General features: G+C 68.2%; 11 protein-coding genes. 8 read left to right on the top strand and 3 right to left on the bottom strand.

The annotated features are described in order from the left end of the window. Positions 1-82 precede the first annotated feature (82 nt). Complete coding sequence (gene fabI, locus HND92_RS10970; RefSeq protein ID WP_011805072.1) at positions 83-883, bottom strand: enoyl-ACP reductase FabI; 801 nt, start codon at positions 881-883, stop codon at positions 83-85. 89 nt (positions 884-972) lie between these two features. On the opposite strand from fabI, the gene HND92_RS10965 reads away from it, so the two are divergent. From HND92_RS10965 to otnI, 6 genes are all read left to right on the top strand, one after another. Then, the gene (locus HND92_RS10965) at positions 973-2,847 is read left to right on the top strand and encodes an extracellular solute-binding protein (protein WP_172206992.1); all 1,875 of its coding nucleotides are present in this window, start codon (positions 973-975) and stop codon (positions 2,845-2,847) included. A gap of 7 nt (positions 2,848-2,854) precedes the next feature. Then, positions 2,855-3,892 carry a microcin C ABC transporter permease YejB gene (locus HND92_RS10960; protein ID WP_011805074.1) on the top strand — a complete coding sequence of 346 codons (1,038 nt, stop codon included), beginning with the start codon at positions 2,855-2,857 and terminating at the stop codon, positions 3,890-3,892. A 3-nt stretch (positions 3,893-3,895) separates the two neighbouring features. Beyond that, positions 3,896-4,993: an ABC transporter permease gene (locus tag HND92_RS10955; protein ID WP_135148672.1), complete on the top strand. Its 1,098-nt coding sequence runs from the start codon at positions 3,896-3,898 to the stop codon at positions 4,991-4,993. Positions 4,994-5,014: 21 nt separating this feature from the next. Next, the gene (locus HND92_RS10950) at positions 5,015-6,652 is read left to right on the top strand and encodes an ABC transporter ATP-binding protein (RefSeq protein WP_047351312.1); all 1,638 of its coding nucleotides are present in this window, start codon (positions 5,015-5,017) and stop codon (positions 6,650-6,652) included. Between the two features lie 327 nt (positions 6,653-6,979). Further along, positions 6,980-8,146 carry a DUF4382 domain-containing protein gene (locus tag HND92_RS10945; RefSeq protein ID WP_047351441.1) on the top strand — a complete coding sequence of 389 codons (1,167 nt, stop codon included), beginning with the start codon at positions 6,980-6,982 and terminating at the stop codon, positions 8,144-8,146. Positions 8,147-8,223: 77 nt separating this feature from the next. Continuing rightward, positions 8,224-9,051 (top strand): 2-oxo-tetronate isomerase, encoded by an 828-nt coding sequence (otnI, locus tag HND92_RS10940; protein ID WP_047351311.1) that lies wholly within the window; start codon positions 8,224-8,226, stop codon positions 9,049-9,051. Between the two features lie 117 nt (positions 9,052-9,168). On the opposite strand, the gene HND92_RS10935 is transcribed toward otnI, so the two are convergent. Together HND92_RS10935 and HND92_RS10930 are read right to left on the bottom strand one after the other, a co-directional pair. Then, positions 9,169-10,035, bottom strand: coding sequence for a universal stress protein (locus HND92_RS10935; protein WP_172206990.1), 867 nt, complete (start codon positions 10,033-10,035; stop codon positions 9,169-9,171). Between the two features lie 148 nt (positions 10,036-10,183). After that, the gene (locus HND92_RS10930) at positions 10,184-11,116 is read right to left on the bottom strand and encodes a LysR family transcriptional regulator (protein ID WP_123675767.1); all 933 of its coding nucleotides are present in this window, start codon (positions 11,114-11,116) and stop codon (positions 10,184-10,186) included. Between the two features lie 95 nt (positions 11,117-11,211). Here HND92_RS10930 and HND92_RS10925 point away from each other — a divergent pair, with 95 nt between their 5' ends. Then, positions 11,212-12,564 carry an acyclic terpene utilization AtuA family protein gene (locus tag HND92_RS10925; protein ID WP_172206988.1) on the top strand — a complete coding sequence of 451 codons (1,353 nt, stop codon included), beginning with the start codon at positions 11,212-11,214 and terminating at the stop codon, positions 12,562-12,564. Positions 12,565-12,573: 9 nt separating this feature from the next. After that, on the top strand, positions 12,574-12,936 hold the full coding sequence (locus HND92_RS10920; protein ID WP_011805082.1) for a hypothetical protein: 363 nt from the start codon (positions 12,574-12,576) through the stop codon (positions 12,934-12,936). Positions 12,937-12,957 lie beyond the last annotated feature (21 nt).

Raw genomic sequence — 12,957 nt, 5'->3', positions numbered from 1 at the left:
ACGAACAACGGGCCTTACAGGCCCGTTGGTTCTTCAAGCAAGGGCGGTGTGGCGCACCCACCCCGCAGTCATTTCCGCAGGCTCACACCTGGTCTGCCGAAAGCCCGGCGGTTTGGCTGAAGCCGCCGTCCACATAGGTGATCTCGGCGGTCACGCCGCTGGCCAGGTCGGACAGCAGGAACGCGGCCACGTTGCCCACGTCTTCGATCGTCACGTTGCGACGCAGCGGGGCGGCATCAGCCACGCGGCCCAGCAGCTTGCCGAAGTCCTTGATGCCGCTGGCGGCCAGGGTCTTGATGGGGCCCGCGCTGATGCCGTTGGCACGGATGCAGCGGCCGTCTTCAGTGCGGCCCACGGCTTCGGCCAGGTAGCGCACGCTGGCTTCCAGGCTGGCCTTGGCCAAGCCCATGGTGTTGTAGTTGGGGATGGAGCGCAGGGCGCCCAGGTACGACAGCGTCAGCAGCGACGATTTGTCGTTCAGGTAGGGCAGGGCCGCCTTGGCCATGGCCGGGAAGCTGTAGGCGCTGATTTCGTGGGCCACCTTGAAGGCTTCGCGAGAGAGGCCTTCCAGGAAGTTGCCGGCGATGGCCTCGCGCGGAGCAAAGCCGATGGAGTGCACGAAGCCGTCGAACTTGCCCCAGGCGGCGCCGATGTCGGCAAACAATTTGTCGATCTGCGCGTCGTCGGCCACGTCGCAGTCAAAGACCAGCTTGGAGTCGAATTCGGCGGCGAACTCGGTGATGCGGTCCTTGAAGCGCTCGCCCACGTAGCTGAAGGCCAGTTCCGCGCCTTGTTGGTGGCAGGCCCTGGCGATGCCGTACGCGATCGAGCGATTGGACAGCACGCCCGTGATGAGCAGCTTCTTGCCGGCGAGAAAACCCATTGTTGTTCTCCTGAAATGCGATGTGCGAAGGGAAATGGCAAGCGTGGCGCGGGGGCTTGCGGGCCGCTTGCGTGGTGCAGAATTGTCGCATGCGGTTCTGGCGTATCTGTTTATTGATCGGTTGGCTGGGAGGGAGCAGCGTGGCGGGCGGGGCGGCCTGGGCCGCGCATGCCTACGCGATGTGGGGGGCGCCCGCGCTGGCGGCCGGCTTCGCGCACTTCCCCTACGTCAACCCACAGGCGCCCAAGGGCGGCGAACTGCGCCTGGTGAGCAATCTGCGCACCTCCACCTTCGACAAGTACAACCCATTCACGATCCGCGGCAACGCACCGGCCTACCTGTCGGCGCTGATGTTCGACTCGCTGCTCACCGGCTCGCTGGACGAGACAGCCACCGGCTATGGACTGCTGGCCGAGGATGTGGCGGTGGCGCCGGATGGCCTGTCGGCCACCTTCAGGCTGCGGCCCGAGGCGCGCTTTCACAACGGCAAGCCGGTGCTGGCCCAGGATGTAAAGCACAGTTTCGACACCCTGATGGGCCCTTACACCTCACCGGGCTACAAAACGCTCCTGATCGAGGTGGCCGGTGTGGATGTGCTGGACGACCGCACCGTGCGCTACCGCTTCAAGGCGCCCAACCGCGAACTGCCGCTCACCGTCGGGGGGCTACCCGTGTTCAGCCGCGACTGGGGACGGGGCGCCGACGGCAAGCCCAAGCCGTTCGACCAGGTGGTGATGGACATCCCCATCGGCAGCGGACCGTACAAGATTGGGCCCGTCAACTTCGGCAAGGACATCACCTATGTGCGCGACCCCCAGTATTGGGCGCGCGACCTGCCCGTGCGCAAGGGGACGGCCAACTTTGACCGTGTGCTGGTCAAGATCTACAAGGACAACACTGCGCGGCTGGAGGCGCTGAAGGCCGGCGAGTTCGATCTGATGCGGTTTTTCAGTGCGGGCGACTGGGCGCGGCGGGTCAACGGCCGCAAGTTCGACACGGGTGAGCTGGTCAAGGGCGAGTTCGCCAACAAGCTGCCCTCGGGCTTCCAGAGCTACGTATTGAACACGCGCCGCCCGCTGCTGCAGGACCGCCGCGTGCGAGAGGCCCTGGGGCTGGCGTTCGACTTTGAGTGGATGAACCGCCAGCTTTTCTATGGTGCTTATCAGCGCGTGCGCGGCATTTTCGGCAACACCATGTGCGAGACCCACGGCATGCCCACGCCGCAGGAGCTGGCGCTGCTGGAGCCCTGGCGCAAGGATCTGCCCCCCGCGGTCTTCGGCACCATGTTCGAGCCGCCCACCACCGACGGCGCCACCACGCTGCGCGACAACCTGCGCCGCGCACAGGCGCTGCTCCAGGAGGCAGGCTGGCAGGTGCAGGATGGCGTGCTGCGCAACGCCAGCGGCCAGGCCATGGTGCTGGAATACATGGACAGCAGCGAAGGCGGCGTGCGCACGTTGTCCTCGTGGATGCGTAACCTGCAAAAGCTCGGCATCACGCTCAGGTTCCGCTCGGTGGACTTCGCGCTGTACCAGCAGCGTCTGCAGAAGTTCGACTTCGACATCACCACCATTGCCTACCAGGGCACCAACAACCCGGGGCAGGAGTTTGCCGACCTGTTCGGCAGCGCGGCGGCAGACCAGGAAGACTCGGGCAATTTCCCCGGCGTAAAGAGCCCGGCCGTGGACGCAATGATCCGTGCCATGGTGTCCGCCAAGACACAGGAGCAGATGCTGCCCGCGTGCCATGCGCTGGACCGCATCATTGCGCACGGCCACTACCTCATCCCGCAGTGGTCCGCGGGCACCCATCGCATGGTCTACAACGCCTGGCGCCTGGACCGGCCCGAAGTGGTGCCGCCGTATTCGACCGGAGAGATGTGGGCGGTGGATACGTGGTGGGCCCGTTCGCCTGCGCTGACCGCCGAGACTGCGCCCAAGGCCGCGACGCCGCGCAAGGACTGAAACCGTCATGTTCGCCTACATCCTCAAGCGCATCCTGCTCATGCTGCCCACGCTGTTGGGCGTGTTGCTGTTGACCTTCGTGGTGATCCAGTTCGTGCCGGGCGGTCCGGTGGAGCAGTACCTGGCCGAGGCCAAGGCCGGCGCTGCCGGCATGGGCGGGGGCGGCGAGGGCGGCGGCATGGCCTATCGCGGCGCGCAGGGCGTGGACCCGAAGCGGCTGGAGCAGATCAAGCAGCTCTATGGCTTTGACAAGCCGGCGCATGAGCGCTTCTTCCAGATGCTGGGCCAGTTCGCGCGCTTCGACCTGGGGCGCAGCTTCTTTCAGAACAAGGACGTGTGGCAACTCGTGAAGGAGAAGCTGCCCGTGTCCGTCAGCCTGGGGTTGTGGACCTTCTTCATCAGCTACCTCGTGGCGGTGCCGCTGGGTGTGGCCAAGGCGGTGCGCGCCGGCTCGCGCTTTGACTTCGTCACCACGCTCATCATCCTGGTGGGCTACGCGATCCCGGGTTTCGTGCTCGGCGTGGCGCTGCTGGTGATCTTTGGCGGGCAATTGCAGTGGTTCCCGCTGCGCGGGCTGACCTCGGCCAACTGGGACGAGCTGGGCCTGTGGGCCAAGGTGACGGATTACCTGTGGCATATCGCGCTGCCCATCACGGCCATGGTGGCCGGCAGCTTTGCGGTGACGGCGATGCTGACCAAGAACGCCTTCCTGGAAGAGATCCGCAAGCAATATGTGCTCACCGCGCGTGCCAAGGGATTGACCGACCGGCAGGTGCTCTACAAGCACGTGTTTCGCAATGCGCTGATTCCCATCATCACGGGCTTCCCATCCGCCTTCATCGGCGCGTTCTTCGCGGGCTCGCTGCTCATCGAGACGCTGTTCTCGCTCGACGGCCTGGGCCTGCTGTCCTATGAGAGCGTGATCCGTCGCGACTACCCCGTGGTGTTGGGCACGCTGTACCTGTTCACGCTGATCGGGCTGGTGACCAAACTCATCAGCGACCTGTGCTACGTGTGGGTGGATCCCCGCGTCAAGTTTGATTGAAATATGGCTCCAACGCCCGACCATCAAGCGCTAGCAGCTATTGATTCGGTAGCTAATGGGGCGCCAGCGGCGCCCGTTGCCGCCTCGGCGTCACCCAGCCGGCGCGCCTGGCAGCGCTTTCGTGCCAACCGCCTGGGGTTCTGGAGCCTGCTGGTGTTCTGCGCGCTGGTCGTGGTCAGCCTGGGGGCAGAACTGGTCAGCAACGACCGGCCCCTGGTCGTGCGCTATGAGGGTCAGACGTATTTCCCGTTGTTCAACGATTACCCCGAGACGACTTTCGGAGGTGACTTCCAGACGCCCACCGACTACCTCGACCCCTTCATTCGCGAGCGACTGTCGCAGGGGGATAACTGGGCGCTGTACACGCTCAACCGCTACGGGCCAAACACGCTGAACTACTTCGCGAAGGAGCCCAACCCCTCGGGCCCGTCGCGCGACAACTGGCTGGGCACGGATGACCGCGGGCGTGACCTGTTGGCGCAACTGATCTACGGCTTTCGCGTGAGCGTGTTGTTCGGTATTGCCCTCACCGTGGTGGGCGTGGCGCTGGGCGTGGCGGCGGGGGCGGTACAGGGCTTCTTCGGCGGCAAGACCGACCTGGCTTTCCAGCGCTTCATCGAGATTTGGGGCTCCATGCCCGAGCTGTACCTGCTCATCATCTTCAGCGCCGTGTTCGCGCCCAGCATCGGGCTGCTGCTGGTATTGCTCAGCCTGTTCGGCTGGATGGGGCTGTCGGACTATGTGCGCGCCGAATTCCTGCGCAACCGGCAACTGGACTATGTGAAGGCCGCGCGGGCGCTGGGCGTGTCCAACGGCCAGATCATCCGCCGCCACATCCTGCCCAACAGCATGACGCCGGTGGTGACCTTTCTGCCGTTTCGCATGGGTGCGGCGATCCTGGCGCTGACGTCGCTGGACTTCCTGGGCCTGGGCGTGCCGCCCGGCACCCCCAGCCTGGGCGAGCTGCTGTCGCAGGGCAAGAACAACATCGACGCGTGGTGGATCTCCGTCTTCACCTTCGGGGTGCTGGTCACCACGCTGCTGCTGCTGACCTTCATGGGCGATGCGCTGCGCGACGCGCTGGACCCCCGCAAGAACTGAGGCATCGTGAACCCTTCTGCCATGCGCGCTGCGCCCCCCCTGTCTCCATCGTCCGCGCCGCTGTTGCAGGTGCGGGATCTGCGGGTGCGCTTCGGCGCCAAGCAGGTGGTGCATGGGGTGAGCTTCGACATGGCCCCGGGCGAAAAGCTCGCGCTGGTGGGTGAATCCGGCTCGGGCAAAACAGTGACCGCGCTGGCGCTGCTGCGCCTGACGGGCGATGCGCAACTGGAGGGGAGCGCGCTGATGCACGGGCGTGATCTGCTGCAACTGCCTGAGCGCGAACTGCGCGGCGTGCGCGGCGGCGATATCGCCATGGTGTTCCAGGAGCCCATGACGGCGCTGAACCCGCTGATGACGATTGGCGACCAGGTGGCCGAGGTCTTGGTGCTAAAACAGGCCCTGAGCAAGGCGCAGAGCGCGCAAGCAGCTATCGAACTGCTAGCGAGTACCGGCATCCCCGAGCCGGCGCGGCGCGCGGGCAGTTTTCCGCACCAGCTTTCGGGAGGGCAGCGCCAGCGCGCCATGATCGCCATGGCCCTGGCCAGCCGACCGAAGCTGCTGTTGGCCGACGAGCCCACCACCGCGCTGGACGTGACGCTGCGCGGCCAGATCCTGGACCTGCTGTCCGACCTGCAGCGCCAGACGGGCATGGCCGTGCTGCTCATCACGCACGACCTGCTGCTGGTGCGCCGCTTTGCCGATCGCGTGGCCGTCATGGAGCAGGGCGCCGTGGTGGAGCAGGGCACCGTCGCCCAGGTGTTCGACGCACCGCAGCATGCCTACACGCGCAAGCTGATCGGCAGTACGCCGCGGCGGGACGTAGTAGAAAGCGGTGCCGACGGCGACGCCGTGCCCGCCGCGCAGGCAAGCGGCCTGCGCGTGGCCTACCCCGTGCCGGTGCCGGGCATCCGCGGCTGGTTTGCCAAGGGCGAATTCGTGGCCGTGAAGGATGCGGGCTTTCGCATTGCGCGTGCGCGCACGCTGGGGGTCGTGGGCGAATCGGGCTCGGGCAAGTCCACGCTGGCCCAGGCGCTGCTGGGCCTGCTGCCGTCGCGCGGCGAGCTGCGGGTTGCCGGCCAGGCCTGGCAGCAGCCCGCCCACCGCAACACCGCGCACAACCAGCAGCTGCGCCGGCAGGTGCAGGTGGTGTTCCAGGACCCGTTCTCGTCCCTGTCGCCGCGCATGACCGTGGAGGAGATCGTGGGCGAGGGCCTGCGCGTGCACATGCCTGCGCTGGACGTGGCCGAGCGCCGCGCGCGCGTGGCCGCCATGTTGGCCGAGGTGGGCCTGACGGACGCGCAATTCCCCGGCCTGCTGGCGCGCTACCCGCATGAGTTCTCGGGCGGCCAGCGCCAGCGCCTGGCCATTGCGCGCGCGCTCATCGTCGAACCGCAGGTGCTGGTGCTGGACGAGCCCACCAGCGCGCTGGACGTCACCATCCAGCAGCAGGTGCTGAGCCTGCTGCAGCGCCTGCAGAAGGAGCGGGCGCTGTCGTACCTGCTCATCACGCACGACGTGGCGGTGGTGCGCGCCATGGCGCATGAGGTCATCGTCATGAAGGACGGCGAGGTGGTGGAAAGCGGCAGCGTGCACCAGGTGCTGGATGCCCCGCGCCACGCCTACACGCAACGGCTGGTGCAGGCCGCGCAGCCGGTCTGACCTGCCCGGCGGCGGGTCGCGCAGCAGGGTGTGCGGGGCCGTGGGCGACTACCGCGTTTGGTGTAGGACACGGGCGCGATCTGCTTGCATGTCCGTTGGCCGGTTGCTCTGCTATTCATAGCGTTGAATTTCGATTTCATGTGCCTGTCCGGTGTTTTACAGCGCAGAAGTCGGCTCCCGCTTTTCTGGCGATTCCATACATCAGGCAACACCTGACATTTGGCTGCCAGGTGCCGCGGGGTGCCGTTCTCACAATGCGCCCCGGGGCGGTAGGCTGGTCTGACGGCACCTTCCTCGGCAAGAAAAACCCCGGAGGCAATGAACATCATGCGCACGAAAACCCTCTCCTGTTGCAAGTATCTGGCTGGCGCCACCGCGCTGGCTGCCCTGGTCGCCTGTGGCGGCGGCGGTGGTGATGGCGGTGACGGTAGCGGCACCGGCACGCTGAAGCTGGCGCTGACCGATGCCCCCAGTTGCGGCTATGACGCGGTGAACGTCACCGTGCAGAAAATACGCGTGCACCAAAGCGCTGCGGCGGCGGATGACGCTTCCGGCTGGCATGAGCTCACGCTGAACCCCGCGCGCCGCGTGGACCTGCTGTCGCTGACCAACGGCGTGCTGGAGGAACTGGGCGAGCTGCCGCTGCCCACGGGCAAATACACCCAGATGCGTCTGGTGCTGGCGGGCAATGGCGGAGCGGCCCCCTTCGCCAACTCCGTCGTGCCCACAGGGTCGGGCGAAGTAGCGCTGACCACGCCCAGCGGCCAGCAAAGTGGCGTGAAGATGAACGTGAACATCGACATCGCCGCCAACCAGATGGCGGACTTCGTGCTCGACTTCGACGCCTGCAAGTCCGTCGTCACGGCCGGCGCATCGGGCCGCTACCTGCTCAAGCCGGTGGTGGCGGTGATTCCGCGCCTGGTCTCTGGTGTGCAGGGCTTCGTCGAACCCGTTGCTGGCGCCACGGTGACGCTGCAGTCCCAAGGCGAGGTGGTGCGCGCCACCGTGCCGGACGCTTCGGGCCGCTACCTGCTGCGGCCGGTGGTGCCGGGCAGCTACACGCTGGTGCTGACGGCACCCGGCCGCACCACGGCCGTGGTGACCCAGGTGCCGGTGCAGTCCGAGCTGGTCACCTCCGTCGGCACGTCCACGCAGGCCGTAGCGCTGCCGGCATCGCCCGTTGGCACCGTGAACGGCACCACCTCGGTGGATGCCTGGGTGCGGGCCCTGCAGCCGCTGGCAGCGGCTGGCACGGTGCAAGTGTCGGCCAAGCCCGTGGACGGCGTGACCGGCGCCTACAGCTTCACGCTGCCCACGGCCGCCCCGCTGGTGGCGCCGTATGCCGCGGCGCCCACTCCGCTCGTGTTCACGGCCGATGCCGGAGCCGCAGGGCGCTACACCATCCAGGCGCGTCTGGCGGGGCAGGCCGACAAGCAGCAGGCCTTGACCCTGGGCGCGGGAACGACCCAGACGGTGAACTTCACGTTCCCCTGACGCCCACCACGCGTTCCTAGAATGAAGGGCGCCAGTCCGCGACTGGCGCCCTTTTTTGTGCGAACGCCCTTCCTGTCATGCCTCGCCTTGCTGCCAACCTCTCCATGCTCTACGCCGAGCATGCCTTCCTGGACCGCTTTGCCGCTGCCGCGTGCGACGGCTTCCGGGGGGTGGAATACCTTTTTCCCTACGACCATCCTGCGGAGCAGATTGCGCAGCGCCTGGCCGAACATGGACTGACGCAGGTACTGTTCAATGCCCCGCCGGGGGACTGGGCGGCGGGCGAGCGCGGTCTGGCCTGTCTGCCGGGGCGCGAGGCGCAATTCCAGGAGGGGCTGCAACAGGCGCTGCACTATGCGCAGGCGCTGCGCTGTGAGCGCCTGCACGTGATGGCTGGCGTGGTGCCGCCCGGGCTGGCGCACGCCGACGCACGCGCCTGCTACCTGCGCAACCTGCGCTGGGCCGCCGGCCAGGCCGGGCGCCAGGGCGTGCGGCTGATGATCGAGCCCATCAACGGGCGCGACATGCCCGGCTACTTCCTGCAGCGCCAGCAGGACGCCCATGCCGTGCTGCAGGAACTGGGCGCTTCCAACGTGCAGGTGCAGTTCGACCTGTACCACTGCCAGGTCATGGAGGGCGACGTGGCCACGAAGATCCGCCACTACCTGCCCACGGGACGGGTGGGGCATTTCCAGATCGCCGGCGTACCCGCGCGGCACGAGCCCGACCAGGGAGAGTTGCAGGTCGACTACCTGCTGGGCGTGATCGACGAGGTGGCGGCCACCTGCGGTTTCGACGGCTGGGTGGGCTGTGAATACCGTCCGGCGATCGCGGGCCCGGGCGGCACCTCGCAGGGGCTGGCCTGGGCGCGGCGCTGGGGTGTCGTGCCGCGCGGCGCGGATTGAGGGCGTTCGCCCCGGCGCGGGGCGGGGGCTAGCGTAGGGACGTCACATTTCAGATAAAAAAGGCCTGCAGCGCTTATGCAGTAAGCGCTAGCAGCTATTGAATCGATAGTGAACCCGTCAGCGCAGCACCAGCACCGGCACGCTGCACAGCCGCAGCAGCGCGGTGGTGGTGCTGCCGACGATGAGCTGGCGGATGCGCGAGTGCCCGTAGGCGCCCAGCACCAGCAGTACGTTGCCGTGCGACTGCAGCAGGGCCGGCAGCGCCTCCTCCGGCACGCCCGGCACGATCTGCGTGGTGATGTCGAAGCCTGCGGCCTCCAGGTGTGACTGGGCGCTTTGCAGCGCTTCCAGCATCTCCAGCGTGGGCTCGCCGGCCAGGGCCAGCAGGCCGGGCATGCCGCGCAGCAGCGGGCTGCGGCCCACGGCCTGTACGGCACGGCGCGCGGTGGCGCTGCCGTCAAAGGCCACGACGAAGCCCTCCGGCGCCACGAACTCCGGCATGGTCACCACCATCACCGGCTGGCGCACGTTGCGCACCACGCCTTCCACACGGTAGTCCAGCCGCAGCTTGCGCGCGGCGGTGGCGCGGTGCTGGCGCCCCAGCACGAACAGGCGCGCGCTGGGTTCGTGCTCCAGCAGCACGTCGGTCAGCTCGCCCTGGCGCAGCAGCGCCTGCAGCGACGGCACGCGGGCGGTATCCACGCGCGCCTGGGCCTCGGCCAGCATGCGGCGCGCGGCCTCCTGAGCGACGTGGCTGCGCTCTTCATCGAGGGTATTCAGGCGCTGCAGCAGCAGGTCCTGCGCGCCCATGCCGATGACGCCGCTGTAGTCGCCCACGGGCGGCATGGGTTCAGGCCGCTCCAGTGCGTGCAGCAGCGCCAGGGGGGCCTGCAGGCGCTGCGCGGCCCACAGGGCCCCGTCCACCACGGCGTGGGTGGTGGCCAGCCCGTCGATGCAGGCATACACGGTGTCGTGGGTGTTCATTACTTCCTCCTGCGCACGCATGTGATGGCCCGAGTGTGGCATCGCAGAGCGTGCAGTGCCACCGGGGGTGCCCCGCAGGCCGTGGGCGCGGGTGAACGCAAGTTTCAGGGAAATCGGGCTGCGGCGCTTATCCATCAAGCGCTGCCAGCTATTGTTTTGATGGCATTTCGGCATGCATCGGCCGCTGCTGCATCACCCGTGCGTACAGCGCCTGCGCGGCCACCGACAGGCCCCGGTCGCGCCGGCGCACCAGGTAGATCTGCCGCGTGAGCCCGGGCAGGGCCAGCGGCCGGGTGGCCAGGCCCTCCTGCTGGAAGTGGAACAGCGTGAGCGTGGGCACCACGCTGATGCCCAGCCCGGCCCGCACCATGCCCATGACGGTGGCCAACTGCTCCACTTCCATCAGCGTGCGCATCGCATGGGGATGGAAGGCCGCCTCCAGGTACTGGCGCACGCTGCTGTGCCGCGCGAGATGGATGAATGGCCACTCGGCCAGGGCGCGCCATTGCGCGGCGGCGCTGCGCCGGCCGGCGGGCAAGGGCTGCCGGGCGAGCGGATGGTCCGCGCGGCAGACCAGGTGAAAGCCGTCCTCGCAGAAGGGCTCGGCCTGCAGCTCGGGCGTGTCCGCGCGGATGGCGGCCAGCGCGAAGTCGGCCTTGCCCGTGGCCACGCGCTCGATGCAAGGCTCGGACAGCACGTCGGCAATGTCCAGTTCCACGCCCGGGTGCTGTGCGCGAAAGCCGGCCAGCACACCCGGCAGCCACCCTGCGGCCAGCGAGGGCAGCAGCGCGACGGACACGCGCCCGCGCCGCAGCAGTGCGGCGTCGCGCAGCGTGGCCAGCGCGGCATCCACCTCGGCGCGAATGCGCAGCGCTGACGCATGGAAGTTCTCGCCCTCGGCCGTCAGGCTCACATGGCGCGTGCTGCGGTCGAACAGGCGCAGACCCAGGTCGTCCTCCAGCGCGCGGATGAGCGCGCTGAAGGCCGGCTGCGACAAGTGGCACTGCGCCGCGGCGCGCGTGAAGCTGCGCTGCGCCGCCAGGGCAAGGAAGGCGTCGACCTGCCGTGTGGAGATATTCATTTGATATCCAGATGAATTGATCTTGACAATCTATTTCACAGAATAACCTGCCGTGCCTACAGTGCGCCCTGGAGACATTCCCAAGGACCCCTGCAATGGCGAACCCCTTACCCCTGCTCATCGGCTGTGCGGCCGGCTTCTCGGGCGACCGCCTGGATGCTGCCGCACCCGTGGTGCAGGCGCTGGTGGACAGCGGCCGGCCCGGCGTGCTGATCTTCGAGACCCTGGCCGAGCGCACGCTGGCGCTGGCCCAACTGGCGCGCCGCGCCAATCCCGATGCGGGCTACGAGCCGCTGCTGGATGAGCTGCTGCGGCCGGTGCTCGCGCAATGCCTTCAACACGGCGTGCGCATCGTGAGCAACTTTGGCGCGGCCAATCCGCTGGGCGCTGCGCTGCGTATCCAGCAACTGGCAGCCGAGCTGGGCGCGCGCCGCCCGCGCGTGGCGGTGGTGCACGGCGACGACCTGAGCGGCGCAAAGCACCGCGCCGTGCTGGAGCGGGCGTTGGGCCCGTCCATGCCCGCGCAGCCCATCGTGAGCGCCAATGCCTACATTGGCGCGGAACCCATCGCCCAGGCGCTGCGCGCGGGGGCCGACATCGTGGTCTGCGGCCGCGTGGCCGACCCTGCGCTGGTGCTGGGCCCGGCGCTGGCGCATTACGGCTGGTGCATGGACGACTGGGACCGCCTGGCGCGCGCCACCATGGCGGGCCACCTGCTGGAATGCGGCGCGCAGGTCACGGGCGGCTACTTTGCCGACCCGGGCTACAAGGACGTGCCGGGCCTGGCCCGGCTGGGCTACCCGATCGCCGAGATCGACGCCGACGGCCATTGCACCCTCACCAAGCCGCCGGGCACGGGGGGGCGCGTGGACGAGCGCACGGTCAAGGAGCAGCTGCTGTACGAACTGCACGACCCCGCCGCCTACCTGACGCCCGACGTGGTGGCCGACATCACCCAGGCGAGCGTGGCGCAGGTCGGCAGCGACCGCGTGCACCTGCAGGGCGTGCGCGGCCATGCGCGGCCGCCGTCGCTGAAGGTGAATGTGTGCTTCGAGTCCGGCTGGTTTGCCGAGGGCGAGATTTCGTATGCCGGCGCGCGCGCCGAGGAGCGCGCCCGCCTGGCGGGCGACGTGCTGCGCGAGCGGCTTGCGAGCGTGGCACCGCTGCGCGTGGACCTGATCGGCGTGGCCAGCGTTTGGGGTGACGACGCAGGGCGGTGGCTGGCGGCGCAGGCAGGCCAGGGCGCGCAGGACGTACGCCTGCGCGTGGCGCTGCAGCACCGCGACCATGCCAGCGCGCAGCGCCTGGTGCGCGAGGTGACGGCGCTGTACTGCTGCGGCCCGGCGGGGGGCGGCGGTGTGCGCACGGCCATGCGCCCGCGCCTGGGCACCGTTTCCTGCCTCGTGCCGCGCGAGGCGGTCAATCCTGGCTACACGCTGCTGGACTGAAGGACCACGATGAACCCTACCGATCTCACGGTTCCCCTGTATCGCCTGGCGCACGGCCGCACGGGTGACAAGGGCGACCGCTCCAACATCAGCGTGATCGCCTGGCACCCGGCCCTGTGGGACGTGCTGGTGCAGCAGGTTACCGAGGAGGCCGTGGCGCGCCAGTTCGCGGCGCGCGGGCCCACGCGCGTCACGCGCTATCTGTTGCCCCAACTGCAGGCGATGAATTTCGTGCTGGATGGCGTGCTGGACGGCGGCGTGAACGACGCGCTCAACCTCGACAGCCATGGCAAGGCGCTGTCCTTTCTGTTGCTGGACCTGCCGGTGCGGATGCCGGCGGCGCTTGTACATCACCTGGCCGGAGCGCATTGACGCGCGCCGGCGGCATTTTTC

This window comes from Diaphorobacter sp. JS3050 (assembly GCF_013154915.1).
Lineage (GTDB): Bacteria > Pseudomonadota > Gammaproteobacteria > Burkholderiales > Burkholderiaceae_C > Diaphorobacter > Diaphorobacter nitroreducens.
This window is presented reverse-complemented; position numbering and strand designations above follow the sequence as displayed.

Bases quoted from the DNA above. Each gene is read 5' to 3' on its own strand.
- fabI (WP_011805072.1), bottom strand. From the start codon at position 883: ATGGGTTTTCTCGCCGGCAAGAAGCTGCTCATCACGGGCGTGCTGTCC.
- HND92_RS10965 (WP_172206992.1), top strand. From the start codon at position 973: ATGCGGTTCTGGCGTATCTGTTTATTGATCGGTTGGCTGGGAGGGAGC.
- HND92_RS10960 (WP_011805074.1), top strand. From the start codon at position 2,855: ATGTTCGCCTACATCCTCAAGCGCATCCTGCTCATGCTGCCCACGCTG.
- HND92_RS10955 (WP_135148672.1), top strand. From the start codon at position 3,896: ATGGCTCCAACGCCCGACCATCAAGCGCTAGCAGCTATTGATTCGGTA.
- HND92_RS10950 (WP_047351312.1), top strand. From the start codon at position 5,015: ATGCGCGCTGCGCCCCCCCTGTCTCCATCGTCCGCGCCGCTGTTGCAG.
- HND92_RS10945 (WP_047351441.1), top strand. From the start codon at position 6,980: ATGCGCACGAAAACCCTCTCCTGTTGCAAGTATCTGGCTGGCGCCACC.
- otnI (WP_047351311.1), top strand. From the start codon at position 8,224: ATGCCTCGCCTTGCTGCCAACCTCTCCATGCTCTACGCCGAGCATGCC.
- HND92_RS10935 (WP_172206990.1), bottom strand. From the start codon at position 10,035: ATGAACACCCACGACACCGTGTATGCCTGCATCGACGGGCTGGCCACC.
- HND92_RS10930 (WP_123675767.1), bottom strand. From the start codon at position 11,116: ATGAATATCTCCACACGGCAGGTCGACGCCTTCCTTGCCCTGGCGGCG.
- HND92_RS10925 (WP_172206988.1), top strand. From the start codon at position 11,212: ATGGCGAACCCCTTACCCCTGCTCATCGGCTGTGCGGCCGGCTTCTCG.
- HND92_RS10920 (WP_011805082.1), top strand. From the start codon at position 12,574: ATGAACCCTACCGATCTCACGGTTCCCCTGTATCGCCTGGCGCACGGC.